The organism is Photobacterium sp. GB-1 (assembly GCF_003026165.1).
Classification (GTDB): domain Bacteria; phylum Pseudomonadota; class Gammaproteobacteria; order Enterobacterales; family Vibrionaceae; genus Photobacterium.
In genome coordinates this window covers 38,038-54,473 of record NZ_PYOB01000020.1, presented here as the reverse complement: position 1 = coordinate 54,473, position 16,436 = coordinate 38,038, and the positions used below count along the sequence as shown (strand labels likewise).

Sequence of the window (16,436 nt, the reverse complement as noted above, 5' to 3'; positions counted from 1 at the left end):
TTACATGTTTAAACGCTAAATACCGTGTCGCCTAAGATAAAAAATCGTTAACAAATAATTCAACAGTTCTTTTTGCACTAAACCTTAAATACACATTTCCCCCTCAAACAACTTGTTCATATTTTGTTATTTCTTTTCATTTTTAGATAAATAAGCCACCCCTCCTGTTAACAACTTTTGTGAGTAGGATCGCGTTTCTGTGCAAATATTTTCAGGCTCACGTAAAAAGTGATCTGGATTATGTTTTTAGCCAATCAGGGGAGTATCATCAGCATCAATTAAGATGTCAGGTACGATCATCTTGCTTCAACTTAGCAAAACGGACCCTTTGCTTAGACAGTTGGCTTAATCATTGATTTTATTAAAAGATTCCCAAAGGGCTATATTATGTCTCAGATGATTGATCTTGAAAAAAATAACGAAGCAGCACTGAATGTTGCAACTCGAATCGAAGAAGATCTTCTTGGTGAGCGTCACGTTCCAGCAGACGCGTATTGGGGTATTCACACTCTACGTGCAATCGAAAACTTTAATATCTCTAATACCACCATCTCAGACGTACCTGAGTTTGTTCGCGGCATGGTTTTCACCAAAAAAGCTGCAGCGATGGCGAACAAAGAACTGGGTGCGATCCCTTCAGAAGTCGGTAACTACATCGAGCAAGCTTGTGATCTTATTTTAGAAACAGGCCGTTGTATGGATCAATTCCCTTCTGATGTATACCAAGGCGGTGCTGGCACATCTGTCAACATGAACACCAATGAAGTGATTGCAAACCTTGCTCTTGAGCTTATGGGCAAAAAGAAAGGTGAATATGACATCATTAACCCGAACGATCACGTAAACAAGTCACAATCGACTAACTGTGCTTACCCTACTGGTTTCCGTGTTGCGGTATATAACAGCATCATTAACATGCTAGAAGCATTAGAGTACCTAAAGACAGCCTTCGATGTGAAAGCAACGGAATTTGCTAGCATCTTAAAAATGGGCCGTACTCAGCTACAAGACGCTGTACCAATGACGGTAGGCCAAGAATTCCATGCTTATAGTGTGTTGTTAAAAGAAGAAATCAAAAACCTGCATTACACCGCGCAGCTACTGCTTGAAGTCAACCTAGGTGCGACGGCTATCGGTACTGGTTTGAATGCAGCGACAGGTTACCAACACCTAGCGGTTCAACGTCTCGCTGAAATTACAGGCCTACCTGTTACCCCAGCAGAAGACTTGATCGAAGCAACATCTGACTGTGGCGCTTATGTTATGGTTCACGGCGCGCTAAAACGTACTGCGGTGAAACTCTCTAAGATCTGTAACGATCTACGTCTACTGTCTTCTGGTCCTCGTGCTGGTTTGAACGAAATCAACCTTCCTGAAATGCAAGCAGGCTCATCTATCATGCCAGCAAAAGTAAACCCTGTTATCCCAGAAGTGGTTAACCAAGTTTGCTTTAAAGTAATTGGTAACGATACAACCATTACTTTTGCAGCAGAAGCAGGTCAGCTTCAACTTAACGTCATGGAGCCTGTGATTGGCCAAGCGTTGTTTGAATCAATCAGCTTACTTAAAAATGCGTGTGTTAATTTACGTGAGAAATGTATCGAAGGCATCACAGTCAATCAAGATGTCTGTGAGAGCTACGTGTTTAACTCTATCGGTATCGTGACTTACTTAAACCCATTCATTGGTCACCATGAAGGCGATATCGTAGGTAAAATCTGTGCTGAAACCGGTAAGAGTGTCCGTGAAGTGGTGCTAGAGCGCGGCTTGCTGACGGAAGAGCAATTAGATGATATCTTCTCCATCGAAAACTTAATGCACCCTCAATACAAGGCACAGCGCTATAACTAAGCGTAGCGGTACCTGAGTAATACAGCGGATTTTCACTAGAGGATCCGCTTTTTTTTGCGAAATTTTTTGTTTTTACCTCAAACTTTTTATTTTTAACTTCTATTTTTTAAACTTTTAAACAGGAAAAATTCTATGATTGGAATAGAGCTCTTTGTTGTCCTTGCCTTTATCTTTTTAGGGGCAAGGATTGGTGGGATCGGGATTGGTTTCGCCGGTGGTGCAGGCGTTATTGTTTTATCGCTAGTGTTAGGTGTGCCTACCAGCCAATCATTTATCCCTGTCGATGTTATCTTAATCATTATGTCAGTGATCACTGCCATTGCCGCCATGCAAGTCGCGGGCGGTATGGACTGGCTGGTACAACTTGCAGAAGATTTTCTGCGTAAAAATCCAAAGCGCATTACTTTCTATGCGCCAATCGTGACCTACTTAATGACGGTAATGGCAGGTACTGGACATACCGCATTTTCAACCTTACCGGTTATTGCAGAAGTGGCTAAAGGCCAAGGTATTCGCCCATCTCGCCCTCTTTCTATTGCCGTTATTGCCTCACAAATTGCAATTACTGCATCCCCAATATCTGCGGCCGTTGTTGCTTTCTCCGGTATTTTAGAACCTATCGGCGTAAGCTACGTAACACTACTGGCAATCTGTATCCCTACAACATTCATTGCTTGTATGGTTGGCGCTTTTGTTGCCAATTTTATGGGGTGTGAGCTAAAAGATGATCCTATTTATCAAGAACGCCTAGCAAAAGGTCTAGTAACGGCTGATAATACAAGCCGTCGCGAAATTAAACCTCAAGCAAAACGGGCAACTTACATCTTTTTAGTCGCGATTATCTTTGTCGTTTGCTACGCCGCTGCTATTTCGCACTCTATTGGCTTAATTGACAACCCAACTCTAGGTCGTAACGAAGCAATCATGTCGGTAATGCTAACAGCAGCTGCAGCTACCGTTTGGTTATGTAAGATTGACGCATCAAAAATTGCTTCTGCGCCGACGTTCCGTTCAGGTATGACTGCCTGTATCTGTGTATTAGGTGTGGCATGGTTAGGTTCAACATTTGTTAACGCCCACGTTGATGGTATCAAGGAAGTTGCTGGTTCTCTATTAGGTGAATACCCATGGATGCTATCACTGGTATTATTCTTTGCATCAATGCTACTTTACTCTCAGGGCGCAACAACTGTTGCACTGATGCCAGCAGCATTGGCGATTGGCGTCGCACCGCTAACTATGATTGCTTCATTTGCAGCAGTGAGTGCATTGTTCGTTCTGCCTACTTACCCAACCCTATTGGCTGCCGTTGAAATGGATGACACAGGTTCCACCCGTATTGGTAACCTTGTCTTTAACCACCCATTCTTTGTCCCTGGTGTCGTTACGATAGCGACTTCCGTAGCACTTGGTTTTGCTGTTGGCGGCTTCTTGCTGTAATACCAAATACACATTCCAATTTTAAAAAAGATTGCTCTCGAGCAATCTTTTTTTGTCTTAACTTTGACATCCATTTACACAAATTGATGAAATTCTTGCTAAGCTAATAACATCCCCAAAGATAAGAGTTATCACTATGATGTTATTAACTAATTACCCGATTATCATGGCGATAACGATTATATGTATCCTGTTATCTTGCGGAACACTCTGGTTTATCTGCCGCCACCCTATCCCATATAAAGGGTTATATAGCATTGGACTTGGGATCATTATTGGTCTGTGCTCTATTTTCCTCTTTACCACGATTAAACATTTAGAACGCCAAGCTCAGCTCATTTCGACCACTACTTTTATCTCTATTCAATCTATTGATGATTTAGATCTAGCGTTAGCAGACGCAGCAAGCCAACATAAACCGGTATTGCTGGACGTAACCGCTGATTGGTGTGCGCCTTGTATTACCTACAAAAAAGAAGTCTTCCCTTCACCATCCGTGGCGATGCAATTACAGAAATACACCTTACTCGAAGCGAATGTGACCGCTAATACCCCACAAGATCTAGCGTTGATGCAACAGCTAAATGTCATAGGTTTCCCAACATTATTGTTCTGGGATAATAACGGTAACCAAGCAACGAAAGCCCGAGTAACAGGGTTTATGGATGCCAGTAAATTTAGTGAACACCTGCACCAACAAGCACTGCATCTCCAGTAACTATTTGCAGAAAAACAGTCACATTTAACAAAATAGAAGTGTTGAGTTACAACTAAAGTGAATGATTAAGGATCAACTTCAGATCTTTATGGTATGAAAATTGCGCAGTGATCAGTGAAGTGTTAGCGTTAGTTTATTAATAATAAAAAAAGTACTGCCATGGAAGCTCAGCACACTATCGTTATTGCCGATGATCATCCTCTGTTTCGTAATGCCCTGTTTCAATCGGTCCATATGGCGATTAGCGGTGCGAACCTGCTCGAGGCAGACTCCCTTGATTCTTTATTTGCGTTGTTAGAAAAAGAGCCTGATGTCGATTTGCTGTTACTCGATCTCAAAATGCCTGGTGCAAATGGCATGTCTGGATTAATCCAACTTCGTCAACAATACCCAGAACTACCGACTGTTGTGATCTCTGCCAGTGAAGAAGAAAAAGTCATTCGTCAGGTTCATAGTCATGGTGCATTTGGCTTTATTCCAAAATCTAGTGATATGCGTGCGTTGATCTCTGCACTGAATCAAGTCCTCGATGGTGAACCTTTTTTTCCTGAAGACATCGCAGATAACAATAACGCTTATCGAGATCTAGCAGATAAAATTGCCACACTAACGCCACAGCAATATAAAGTATTAGGCATGTTGTCAGATGGCTTGCTCAACAAACAGATTGCTTACGAGCTAACCGTTTCTGAAGCAACGATAAAAGCACACATGACCGCGATATTTCGCAAGCTTGAAGTCAAAAATAGAACCCAAGCCGTTATATTGTTGCAACAGCTGGATCTATAACGCCCCTTTCACTATCGGTCTGATAATATTTTGTTACGTTATCATGCCTTAAATAAAATGTGACTAACCATCACAATTGAATATTTTGATACACTCGTAAGCGGCTACTCACACTATTTCATTGCCTTAGCTTATGGAGGGTCGTTTGCTTACTGCCTTAGTGACTCAATTTGTTCTTATTTGGGCTGTGATTGATCCTATCGGTTCAGTCCCGGTTTACCTTTCTCAAACCCAACAATTAACTGCACAACAACAGCGTATTGTTGCTTTAAAAGCCGTTGCTATTGCAACAGGTGTATTATTATTTTTTGTTATTGTCGGTCAGGTACTATTAGAAGCGATGCAAATTCCATTGCCCGCTTTTCAAGCCGCTGGCGGGCTCGTTCTACTACTTTTTGCCTTAACCATGATTTTTGGTGAGGGTAAAGTCGATCAAGAATGTAAAATGAGCAAAGAAGAAGTCGCTCATTCAGAGTTGGGCAGCTTAGCTGTCTACCCACTTGCTATTCCCTCCATTGCATCTCCTGGCGCTATGATGGCTATCGTGATGCTGACAGATAACAATCGCTACGCCATCAGTGAACAAATCATTACGACACTGGTGATGATATCGGTATTACTGATTACCTTATTACTCTTACTTGGCGCCAATAAAATCCAACAATACATTGGTAATGTAGGCGCGGCGATCATCAGCCGTGTCATGGGATTAATATTGGCCGCTGTTGCCGTCAATAATCTTTTAATGGGTATAAAAGATTTCTACCTATTAACTTAGACTTTTGGCTAATCATAATTGCCGTCTTCATTATAAAAAGCGATTTACCGCTCACAAAAACGCCCTCATCAGGGCGTTTTTGCTTTTTTACCCTCGACTAAAGTTGCACAGATAGAATCTACTTTCATTGCTATTGTTTCTTTCGTAACAATTTATTAACAACAAATATCGTATTTGAAATTGTGAAGGAGATAACAATGGCGTTCGCATCCAAGGAGCAAGCACAAGCCTATTGGAAAGAAAATCTCAGTATCATGGGATCGCTACTCGCAATCTGGTTTGGTGTTTCGTATGGCGCAGGGATCTTATTTGTTGATGCCCTCAATACCATTCAAATTGGTGGTTTTAAGTTAGGTTTTTGGTTCTCGCAGCAAGGGGCGATTTATACCTTTGTCATTCTGATCTTTGTTTATGTTAATCGCATGAATGCACTCGATCGTAAATTCAACGTTCAGGAAGATTAAGGAAGCGTCACATGGATATTCAAACTTGGACCTTTATTCTCGTCGGCATTACATTCGCCATTTATATCGGTATTGCGATTTGGGCTCGTGCAGGATCAACCAGTGAGTTCTATGTTGCTGGCGGTGGTGTCCACCCTGTCGCTAACGGCATGGCAACAGCTGCAGACTGGATGTCAGCCGCCTCATTTATTTCAATGGCAGGGATCATCTCATTCATTGGTTACGATGGTGGCGTCTACTTAATGGGTTGGACTGGCGGCTACGTATTATTAGCGCTATGTCTGGCACCTTACTTACGTAAATTCGGTAAATTTACGGTACCTGATTTTATCGGCGATCGTTATTACTCTAAAACTGCCCGCATGGTGGCTGTGTTCTGTGCCATTTTTGTTTCATTCACTTATGTAGCAGGCCAAATGCGTGGAGTCGGGGTAGTATTCGCTCGTTTCTTAGAAGTGGATATCAACATGGGGATCATTATCGGTATGGGGATCGTCTTCTTCTACGCAGTAATGGGTGGTATGAAAGGGATCACCTATACCCAAGTCGCGCAATATTGTGTGTTAATTTTTGCCTTCATGGTTCCCGCTATTTTTACTTCTTTAATGATGACAGGATCCCCTATTCCACAATTTGGTTTAGGCTCAACAGTCAATGGCTCTGAAACGTATCTACTTGAAAAGCTAGATGGTTTAACAACTGAACTTGGCTTCACCGCTTACACCGATGGTTCAAAAAGTATGGTCGATGTGTTCTTCATCTGTGCTGCTCTTATGGTGGGTACTGCAGGTCTACCTCATGTAATTATCCGTTTCTTCACTGTACCAAAAGTAAAAGATGCACGCGTATCAGCTGGCTGGGCATTAGTCTTTATTGCCATTTTATACACTACCGCACCAGCTGTTGCCGCATTTGCCCGTGTCAATATGATTGATACGATCAATGGCCCAGACATGAAAGGGGTTCCTGCCGAGCAAGCACCTGGTTGGGTGAAAAACTGGGAAAAAACGGGCCTTGTCGCGTGGGAAGATAAAAATAATGACGGCAAGATGTTCTACTCTGGCGATGATCGTAATGAAATGAAGATCAACCGTGACATCATTGTATTAGCCAGCCCTGAACTAGCTAAGTTACCTAACTGGGTTGTCGCACTGCTTGCCGCCGGTGGTTTAGCTGCCGCACTATCAACCGCTGCAGGGTTACTACTGGTGATATCCACCTCTATTTCACATGATTTACTGAAAAAAGGCTTGAAACCGAACATGACCGACAAACAAGAGTTACTCGCCGCCCGTATTGGTGCCGCCGTAGCGATTGTGGGTGCGGGCTACTTAGGAATCAATCCACCTGGCTTTGTTGCTCAAGTAGTTGCTTTCTCATTCGGCTTAGCCGCCGCGTCTTTCTTCCCTGCCATTATTCTTGGGATCTTCTATAAGAAGATGAATAAATCAGGGGCGATAGCAGGCATGATTTCGGGTATTACTTTCACTGCAGCTTACATTATTTACTTCAAATTTATTAACCCTGCAGCAAGTACACCTGACAACTGGTTCTTTGGTATTAGCCCAGAAGGGATCGGTACGCTTGGTATGTGTCTAAACTTTGTTGTCGCGATTGTGGTGAATAAGTTTACTGCCGAAGTACCTGATGATGTCCAAGAGATGGTGGAATCTATCCGCTTCCCTCAAGGCTCTGGCGCTGCCCAAGATCACTAAGCAATACCTCACTTCTCCTTAGCTATACTTCCCTAGCTTTTGCGGAGTCCATTGGACTCCGCCTTTTTCTTTGTACTAATTCACATTATGCTTCTACAGGCAAACATTGATTCAGTACCGCGCGAAGCTTTAATGGCTTAACTGGTTTACTGATAAATCCAAAACCATGGCCTCGGATCGCGGCCTGATTTTCGGTCATTCTATCTGCGCTAATCACCACCCCTTTAAAACTATCACCTAACCTTGAACGGCATTGCAGCAATACTTCTAATCCTGTTTGTTGATGGGATAAATGGTAATCACTAAAGATCACATCGGGTTGCCACTGTTGTTCGAGAGCACACATAGCTTCATCAAGGTTTTCAGCTAATTTAACCTCACAGCCCCAGCGAGTGAGTAAGGTTTCCATTCCTAATAAAATGTCATTTTCATTATCGACACACAGCACTTTCAGCCCAGCTAATGGCGCTTTGATCTCAGTTGTGGATACCTGCGTACAAGCAGCTAGCATAGACGCATTACCTAATGGTACTGATAACGAAAAGACTGTGCCTTTTCCCTGCCATGAGCGTAAATCTAATGGGTGATCCAATACCCGTGAGATCCCACGCGCAATCGCCAGCCCTAATCCCAAGCCATGCTCGCTCCCTGTTTGTTCTATACGGGTAAATTCATCAAAGATATTGGTCTGCTTTTCTATCGGGATCCCCGGTCCATTGTCCCAAACCTCAATCTGTAAACGCAGGCCTCGACGCCTCACACCTAACAACACTTTACCGCTAGGGTTATAACGAAAAGCATTAGTTAAGAAATTTTGCAAAGCACGGCGTAAGAGCTTGGCATCTGAGATGATCACTGCATCACTGCATACCACATCAAAGGTGATCTGTTGTTGTTGCGCTAAAGCACCAAATTCAGCCGATAATGTATTAAGCACATCACTGACTTTAAACGGCACAATATGTGTTTGTAATTTACCTGCTTCTAAACGAGAAACATCCAACAGATCTCCAATCAGATCTTCTGCTGCGCCTAATGCACTTTCGATATGAGTGGCTAAACGCGCACTTTCTTTGCCCTCAGCAACTTCAGTTAACGAAGATGAAAAAAGGCGCGCAGCATTGAGCGGTTGCATCAAATCATGACTCACCGCCGCTAAAAAGCGACTTTTGGATTGCGCTTGTTGCTCCGCTTGCTGAGTGGCTATCATTAATTGATGATTCAATTGTTCAAGCTGTTGGGTCCGCTCTTTAACTCGCGCTTCAAGGTTTTCATTGGCTTCTTTTAATGCCATTTCAACCTGACGAAACGCGGTAATATCACTAAAACTCATCACAAAACCACCACCAGGCATTGGATTACCTTGTACTTCTATCACTTGTCCATCAGGCCGAATTCGCGATGACGTATGTGCCGTTCCCCGCTGTAAATGCTCAACTCGTTTAGCTACATGTGCTTCAGGATCGCCGGGGCCACATAATCCTTGCTCAGCGTTATACCGAATCACATCAGTAATAGGGCGACCAACTTGGATCAAACCGGGAGGAAAAGAAAACAGCTCTAAATACCGTTGGTTCCATGCCACCAGCCGAAGCTGTTTATCAACCACAGCGATACCTTGGCTAATATGCTCAATCGCTCCTTGTAATAACCCTCGGCTAAAGTCAAACAACTCAGAAGCTTCATCAACAATCGTTGCGACTTCTTCTAATTGCATGTTTCTTCCTTGCAAGGCAGAAGTAAGCACTAACCTTGCTGAAGAGGCACCAAAAACGCCAGCCAATACTCTTTCGGTATGACGGATCATACTGGCAGAAGCTTGTTGCTGAGGCTCTAAGCGATTACCTTGCTGCTCGGCAAACTGAGCAAATGCATGGCGAACGCGTTTACGGCCAACAAAACGAGAAGCCAACATTTCTAATTCAGCGACCGTCACACGGGTTTGATATAAGCTTCCATCTTCCGTTTCTGCAGGAGAAGCACCAACAAAAGAAGCCGCTTGTAAACGCTCAGTGAGTGACGACCGTGTTATTAATGAAACCCCGACAAACAAACTAACATTGACACATAAGCTCAACAACATGCCCCAATCAACAGAAGTCAAGCTTCGTAAAATAGGCAGTTGTGGTGGACTTAATAACCACAGTAAAACATTACTGCCCGCATCCCCTGCCAACATACTGGTTTGACTCATCATGGTAATAAGCCAAATCGTCATCCCACCAACTAAACCGGTATACACGCCTTTTTTATTACCAAAGCGCCAGTAAATACCGCCAAGCAACGCTGGAGCAAATTGTGCAATCGCAGCAAATGACAATAAACCTATCGCCGACAGTGAATGAACGTTATCTAGCACATGATAAAAGCCCCATGCTGCAAGTAATAACACCGCAATTAACACCCGACGGACATTTAATAATAAGCCAGAAAAAGCTGAAAAATTACGCGGCCCAATGCGTACTCGACGTAACATTAAGGGCATCACTAAATCATTTGATACCATGATTGCCAAAGCGATGGTTGAAACAATCACCATCCCTGTCGCCGCGGAGGCCCCCCCAATAAAAGCGAGCAGCGCAATACCGTTCGCACCTTGCTGTAACGGTAAATTAATTACGTAAGTATCTGCTGAAACATTCGGTAGTAATTGCTGGCCAATCAAAGCAAGGGGGATAACAAAAATCCCCATTAAGAACAGGTAACAAGGAAAGATCCAACGCGCTTTATGTAAATCAGCTTGGCTATGGTTTTCCACTACAATGGTATGAAATTGACGAGGCAAACAGATAATTGCCGCCATGGTAAGTAACATATGAATAAATAAGCTACCGACATTAGGCGATGTGTAAGTAAGTGATTGCCAACTTAGTGCGTTGAGCTGAGGAGCGGTTTTAAATAAACTCAGCGCGAAAATGCCAACCGCGAGAAACGCTGCAAGCTTGATCAATGACTCAAACGCTATCGCCATCATCATACCGCGGTGGTGCTCGGTGGAATCAATATGCCGAGTACCAAACAAAATAGAAAATAATGCTAATACACCGGACACTATCCACGCAGTATCTAACCCTTCTTGATTAAACATTTCGCCTAAATTCGGCGTGATCTGTTCAAGCCCCAGCGTAATGCCACGCAACTGCAACGCGATATAAGGCAAAATACCTATCACCGCGATCACGGTGACGAGCATGGCTAAACCTTGCGATTTTCCGTAACGGGCTGCAATGAAATCCGCTATTGAAGTAATGTGTTCTCGCTTAGCAATAAAGATCAGCCGAGCTAAGACTTTCCAGCCTAAAGTAAATACGATAATTGGCGCGAGATAAATGGGGAGGAAAGACCACAGCTCACGGCTAGCTTGTCCCACCGTGCCAAAAAAACTCCACGAGGTACAATACACCGCAATGGATAAACTATATATCCACGGTCGCCACCCTGCTAACCATTGGCTTTTTTTATCGCCATACCATGCAATCGCGAACAGTACGCCGAGATATACCAGTGATACGGTTATAACAATCCATCCCTGTACCATCACACATCATCCTTTTAAAACTGATTCACCACTGTAACTAAGTTGTCACAGCTTACTCAATCCTGTCTGATCACAGTTCTCTCAGTAAGATAGTGAGCCTTCTCTTTTCTTTATCGCAATAAAAAAGCGCAGCCATCAAGACTGCGCTTTAGAATAGAAGTTAGTAATCACTATGCTTTACTGGTTTGATAGTCGGTCGCCGCGATCTGTTGAGAAGGCGTTAAACGAATAAAGAACACCGGAAAAGCCATCGCGGCCATGATCCAAAACACATTAGCCCCCCAATTACCATACATCCAACCACTCATCGATGTTAATACTGCCATTACTGCTCCCAACGGAATCGCGTTGTATAACGATTGCAGCGCGACAGAATGGTTACTCGGCTGTTGTTGAATATAGCGAATCGCCGCTAAGTGAGCTGCAGCAAAAGTTACGCCATGTAAAGCTTGAACGGGGAACATCAGCCACTGCTCTGTCAAAGTGGCGGTTAATCCCCAACGCACCAAGACACCGAATGCTGCTAAGCGAAACATATTATTTACCGACCAGCCAGAAAATAAGCGCTTACTAACCAGAAATACCATCACTTCTGCAGCAACACTGAAGCTCCATAGGTAACCAATCATTGATTCACTAAAACCAATTTTCTGCCAATAGATAGAGCTAAAACCATAATAAGCCGCATGGCTACCTTGCAGTAATGCCGCAATCACAATCAACTTAATCACCGCACCATTACGTAGAATCCCCCACAATGCAGGGCGAACTTGCTCAGAGCTCCCTTCATCGAATGGCATAATCGCAGGGTTTCTTGCCGCCATTAATTGTGAGAAAGCTAAACCTGATAATGCCACCCACGGAATGATATCGGCACCATAGTGATTAGCCAGCATCCCTACTACCGTTGAACCCGCAATAAAGGCAATCGATCCCCATAAACGGGTGCGACCATAATCAAGATGCCCATCTTTTGCATAATGGTTCACGATAGCATCAGAAATTGGCACGATAGGCCCTGCGGATAAATTAAATAAGATAGTGACAGCAGCAAGTACCCATAATCCCCCACCACCGACAATATAAAGAATACAAGCAAGCAGACCGAGCAGAGTAAAACCTCGTAAAGCAGGGATAAGATGCTCTACTTTATGGATACGCGGGGTTAAGACTAAATTAGCTAAGCAACGAACGGCAAAACCTAAGCCCAACAGCAACCCAATATCAGAATCATCCACTCCAATATGCTTAAACCAAATAGCCCAAAATGGCAGGTAAACACCGTAAGAGAAGAAGAAGCCCCACAAGTATTGTGAGCTCCAGCTGTAGGGCGAACGTGTAAACATAGTGATCTCGCATAATGTGGTGAATAAAAAAGCAACATATTATGACGTAGTTTCCTTCTCAAACTAATGTCAGTCCGCAATTTAACCCCACTAACAACACATAATTACTCTAATAGTGCGACTTAGATCTCCTTTTTATTTTTATTCGCCTCACGCTATCACTCAAGTTCCTATATTCATCTACAAATTGTCATGAAAAATCCATGTAACTTGCATTTACGCCCTTTGATCCAGCTCTCTCATCCTAAAGTCTAATTGTAGACACACACAAAATGGCACAACGTATACGCAGCACAAAACAACTATAAAAAGTCAGTTTGCTCACCCTTATTACATCGGCTAAGGATGCAGGGCGCAGAAAGTATAAGAACTCAAGGAGAATAGGATGAGTGAGGTTCACGTTTATCCGGTCAATGAGACCATCGCAAAAACAGCTCATATCAATGAAGAGCAATACCGTGAGATGTATCAGCAATCAGTGATTAACCCTGAAGGTTTTTGGCGTGAACATGGCCAAATCGTTGATTGGATGACACCATTTACTAAAGTTAAAAACACCTCATTTGATACCGGCCACGTCAGCATTAAATGGTTTGAAGACGGTGAGCTTAATGTCTCTGCTAACTGTATTGACCGCCACCTCGCGACCAAAGGCGATCAAGCAGCAATTATTTGGGAAGGTGATGATCCTAATGATGACGCCACCCTAACCTACAATGAATTACATCAAGAAGTCTGTCAGTTTGCTAACGCCCTGAAGAGCCAAGGTGTTCGTAAAGGTGACGTAGTGTGTCTTTACATGCCAATGGTTGCCGAAGCGGCAATTGCAATGCTCGCTTGTACCCGTATTGGTGCGGTGCACACTATCGTCTTTGGCGGTTTCTCTCCGGAAGCCTTGGCTGGACGTATTATCGATTCAAATGCAAAAGTAGTTGTGACTGCTGATGAAGGCGTACGTGGTGGTCGTGCCGTTCCCCTTAAGAAAAATGTCGATGACGCGCTAGTCAACCCTGAAGTAACGACGGTTGAAAAAGTGGTTGTCTTTAAACGTACAGGCGGTGAAGTTGCTTGGAATGATGATCGCGATGTATGGTGGCATGAAGCAACAGCAGTGGCTTCGGCTCACTGTGCTCCTGAGCCAATGAACGCTGAAGATCCTCTGTTTATTCTTTATACGTCAGGCTCAACAGGTAAGCCTAAAGGTGTACTTCACACTACAGGTGGCTATCTGGTTTACGCCACGATGACGTTTAAATATGTATTTGATTACCAAGAAGGTGATGTGTACTGGTGTACCGCAGATGTGGGTTGGATCACAGGTCACAGCTACTTGGTATACGGACCACTCGCTAATGGTGCAACAACCGTTTTATTTGAAGGTGTGCCAACCTACCCATCAACCAGTCGCATGAGTGAAGTGGTTGATAAGCACCAAGTCAGCATTTTATACACAGCACCTACTGCGATTCGTGCACTAATGGCGAAAGGTGATGAAGCAATTGAAGGTACTAACCGTTCATCACTGCGTATCATGGGCTCTGTTGGCGAACCCATTAACCCTGAAGCATGGGAATGGTATCACCGTACAATTGGTGACAAACGTTGCCCAATCGTAGATACATGGTGGCAAACAGAAACAGGCGGCATTTTAATTACCCCACTACCGGGTGCAACCGCACTAAAACCAGGATCTGCTACGCGTCCATTCTTTGGTGTACAACCAGCACTGGTTGATAACGTCGGTAATATCCTTGAAGGCGCGACTGACGGTAACTTAGTCATGACCGATTCATGGCCAGGTCAAATGCGTACGCTTTGGGGCGATCACGAACGTTTTGAGCAGACCTACTTCTCTACCTTTAAAGGTATGTACTTCACCGGTGACGGCGCACGTCGTGATGAAGACGGTTATTACTGGATCACAGGTCGTGTCGATGACGTGTTAAATATTTCAGGTCACCGTATGGGAACGGCTGAAATTGAATCTGCACTCGTTGCTTTCGATAAGATTGCAGAAGCGGCGATTGTGGGTGTACCACATGAGATAAAAGGCCAAGCAATTTACGCCTATATCACCCTAAACGATGGTGAAATCCCAAGTGCAGAACTGCATAAAGAAGTGAAAAACTGGGTACGTAAGGAAATCGGTCCTATCGCTACACCAGACTTCTTACACTGGACAGATGCATTACCGAAGACCCGTTCAGGTAAGATCATGCGCCGAATTCTTCGTAAGATAGCAACTGGAGATACCTCAACCTTAGGTGATACTTCAACCCTTGCTGATCCAACCGTCGTTGATCGACTCATTGAAGAAAAACAAAAAGTGATGTAATTCAACTTTTTTATCAATATACAAAGGCCGCTCAATTGCGGTCTTTTTTATTTTCTCGCCATCATTATCTTCATTCAATTCAGCTAAATACCAGCCTTCTCAGCCTAAAATACGCCACTTTGATCGCAATGCTGAATAAATCAACAGCTTGATTGTTGATTTATTCGTCAAATATTATCTACTGAACTTTACCGTTTTTCATCTTGTGGGTATGGTTCGAATTTAGTCATAATTATTACTAAATTCTTACACTTAGTAGAGTGAACTTGTCGTAAGATAAAACCTCTAATAGTAACGACACTCCTCACTAAGGCTTACACGTGTTCGCACAAAAAAGTGGTGATTAGACCAGTATTTTGCTGCGATTTGCGGTGAATTCACTATAATTGCTCAACAATGAACGTTTAGCAGTAAAAAAACGGACACACGGAAACAAAATTGCATAAGTCTGCAAGTTGTTAGAGTTTAACCTCATAAACAAGTGAAAATACGTCAAGATGTCGACCGTTAAACGAATTTTATTAATAAATGGACCTAATCTTAACTTACTAGGTCTACGAGAGCCGGGCCATTATGGCCATCAAACATTAACTCAAGTGGTTGATGGGCTCACTGCTAAAGCTACCCAATTAGGTGTGGCATTAGAACATATTCAATCCAACGCGGAACATGTGTTAATTGATGCAATCCATCAAGCTTATGGCAAGGTCGATTTCATCATTATCAATCCTGCTGCTTTTACTCATACGAGTGTAGCCCTTCGTGATGCCTTACTCGGCGTCGCCATTCCGTTTATTGAAGTGCATTTATCTAATGTCCACGCTCGTGAACCTTTCCGTCATCATTCTTACTTATCCGATAAAGCAGTAGGCGTGATTTGTGGCTTAGGCCCTGACGGCTATGAATTCGCCCTGAATGCAGCGGTACGTCGTCTGCATGCAGATAGCTAACTGAACAATATAAAAAGAGAAATATAAATGGATATTCGTAAAATCAAGAAGCTAATTGAGCTTGTAGAAGAATCAGGCATCGCTGAGCTAGAAATCTCTGAAGGTGAAGAATCAGTACGCATCAGCCGTAGCGTTCCAGCAACAGCAATGCCACAACAATACATGGCAGCGCCAATGGCACAACAGCCTATGCCAACTGCATCGGTAGAAGCGCCAGCAGCAGCACCTGTAGCTGCAACTGAAGCACCAGCACCTGTTGCATCAGGTCACTCTGTGCTTTCACCTATGGTTGGTACTTTCTACCGCTCTCCAAGCCCTGAAGCAAAATCATTTGTTGAAGTTGGTCAATCGGTGAATATCGGCGACACACTATGTATCGTTGAAGCGATGAAAATGATGAACCAAATCCAAGCTGACAAAGCCGGTAAAGTTGTCGCTATTCTTGCAGAAGACGGCGATGCGATTGAATTCGATCAGCCTCTTATCATCATCGAGTAATCGAGGCTCTGGCT

At 43.5% G+C, this 16,436-nt stretch carries 12 protein-coding genes; 10 read left to right on the top strand and 2 right to left on the bottom strand.

Features of this window, described 5'->3' with window-relative positions:
- Nucleotides 1-387 precede the first annotated feature (387 nt).
- From aspA to C9J45_RS16565, 7 genes are all read left to right on the top strand, one after another.
- Nucleotides 388-1,851, top strand: coding sequence for an aspartate ammonia-lyase (aspA, locus tag C9J45_RS16595; protein ID WP_107207976.1), 1,464 nt, complete (start codon nt 388-390; stop codon nt 1,849-1,851).
- Nucleotides 1,852-1,983: 132 nt separating this feature from the next.
- Complete coding sequence (locus C9J45_RS16590) at nt 1,984-3,291, top strand: anaerobic C4-dicarboxylate transporter (RefSeq protein ID WP_107260832.1); 1,308 nt, start codon at nt 1,984-1,986, stop codon at nt 3,289-3,291.
- A gap of 136 nt (nt 3,292-3,427) precedes the next feature.
- A complete protein-coding gene (locus C9J45_RS16585) occupies nt 3,428-4,009 on the top strand; it encodes a thioredoxin fold domain-containing protein (protein WP_107207974.1) in 582 nt (193 codons plus the stop codon).
- 159 nt (nt 4,010-4,168) lie between these two features.
- The gene (locus C9J45_RS16580) at nt 4,169-4,798 is read left to right on the top strand and encodes a response regulator transcription factor (RefSeq protein ID WP_005372631.1); all 630 of its coding nucleotides are present in this window, start codon (nt 4,169-4,171) and stop codon (nt 4,796-4,798) included.
- 145 nt (nt 4,799-4,943) lie between these two features.
- Complete coding sequence (locus C9J45_RS16575) at nt 4,944-5,576, top strand: MarC family protein (RefSeq protein WP_107207973.1); 633 nt, start codon at nt 4,944-4,946, stop codon at nt 5,574-5,576.
- A gap of 197 nt (nt 5,577-5,773) precedes the next feature.
- Entirely contained in the window at nt 5,774-6,040 is a 267-nt protein-coding gene (locus C9J45_RS16570; RefSeq protein WP_005372635.1) for a DUF4212 domain-containing protein, read from the top strand.
- 11 nt (nt 6,041-6,051) lie between these two features.
- A complete protein-coding gene (locus C9J45_RS16565) occupies nt 6,052-7,755 on the top strand; it encodes a sodium:solute symporter family protein (protein WP_107260834.1) in 1,704 nt (567 codons plus the stop codon).
- Between the two features lie 85 nt (nt 7,756-7,840).
- On the opposite strand, the gene C9J45_RS16560 is transcribed toward C9J45_RS16565, so the two are convergent.
- A complete protein-coding gene (locus tag C9J45_RS16560; protein ID WP_107292779.1) occupies nt 7,841-11,293 on the bottom strand; it encodes a PAS domain-containing hybrid sensor histidine kinase/response regulator in 3,453 nt (1,150 codons plus the stop codon).
- A 170-nt stretch (nt 11,294-11,463) separates the two neighbouring features.
- Nucleotides 11,464-12,639, bottom strand: a complete 1,176-nt coding sequence (locus C9J45_RS16555) for a 3-phenylpropionate MFS transporter (RefSeq protein ID WP_107292778.1) — start codon at nt 12,637-12,639, stop codon at nt 11,464-11,466.
- Nucleotides 12,640-13,024: 385 nt separating this feature from the next.
- Between C9J45_RS16555 and acs the strand changes: the two genes are divergently transcribed.
- From acs to accB, 3 genes are all read left to right on the top strand, one after another.
- Nucleotides 13,025-14,974 (top strand): acetate--CoA ligase, encoded by a 1,950-nt coding sequence (gene acs / locus C9J45_RS16550; RefSeq protein ID WP_107292777.1) that lies wholly within the window; start codon nt 13,025-13,027, stop codon nt 14,972-14,974.
- A 497-nt stretch (nt 14,975-15,471) separates the two neighbouring features.
- Nucleotides 15,472-15,924, top strand: a complete 453-nt coding sequence (aroQ, locus tag C9J45_RS16545; protein WP_105061395.1) for a type II 3-dehydroquinate dehydratase — start codon at nt 15,472-15,474, stop codon at nt 15,922-15,924.
- 27 nt (nt 15,925-15,951) lie between these two features.
- The gene (accB, locus tag C9J45_RS16540; protein WP_107247313.1) at nt 15,952-16,422 is read left to right on the top strand and encodes an acetyl-CoA carboxylase biotin carboxyl carrier protein; all 471 of its coding nucleotides are present in this window, start codon (nt 15,952-15,954) and stop codon (nt 16,420-16,422) included.
- Nucleotides 16,423-16,436 lie beyond the last annotated feature (14 nt).

Bases quoted from the DNA above. Each gene is read 5' to 3' on its own strand.
- C9J45_RS16580 (WP_005372631.1), top strand. From the start codon at position 4,169: ATGGAAGCTCAGCACACTATCGTTATTGCCGATGATCATCCTCTGTTT.
- C9J45_RS16585 (WP_107207974.1), top strand. From the start codon at position 3,428: ATGATGTTATTAACTAATTACCCGATTATCATGGCGATAACGATTATA.
- C9J45_RS16565 (WP_107260834.1), top strand. From the start codon at position 6,052: ATGGATATTCAAACTTGGACCTTTATTCTCGTCGGCATTACATTCGCC.
- accB (WP_107247313.1), top strand. From the start codon at position 15,952: ATGGATATTCGTAAAATCAAGAAGCTAATTGAGCTTGTAGAAGAATCA.
- C9J45_RS16590 (WP_107260832.1), top strand. From the start codon at position 1,984: ATGATTGGAATAGAGCTCTTTGTTGTCCTTGCCTTTATCTTTTTAGGG.
- aspA (WP_107207976.1), top strand. From the start codon at position 388: ATGTCTCAGATGATTGATCTTGAAAAAAATAACGAAGCAGCACTGAAT.
- C9J45_RS16560 (WP_107292779.1), bottom strand. From the start codon at position 11,293: ATGGTACAGGGATGGATTGTTATAACCGTATCACTGGTATATCTCGGC.
- acs (WP_107292777.1), top strand. From the start codon at position 13,025: ATGAGTGAGGTTCACGTTTATCCGGTCAATGAGACCATCGCAAAAACA.
- aroQ (WP_105061395.1), top strand. From the start codon at position 15,472: ATGTCGACCGTTAAACGAATTTTATTAATAAATGGACCTAATCTTAAC.
- C9J45_RS16570 (WP_005372635.1), top strand. From the start codon at position 5,774: ATGGCGTTCGCATCCAAGGAGCAAGCACAAGCCTATTGGAAAGAAAAT.
- C9J45_RS16555 (WP_107292778.1), bottom strand. From the start codon at position 12,639: ATGTTTACACGTTCGCCCTACAGCTGGAGCTCACAATACTTGTGGGGC.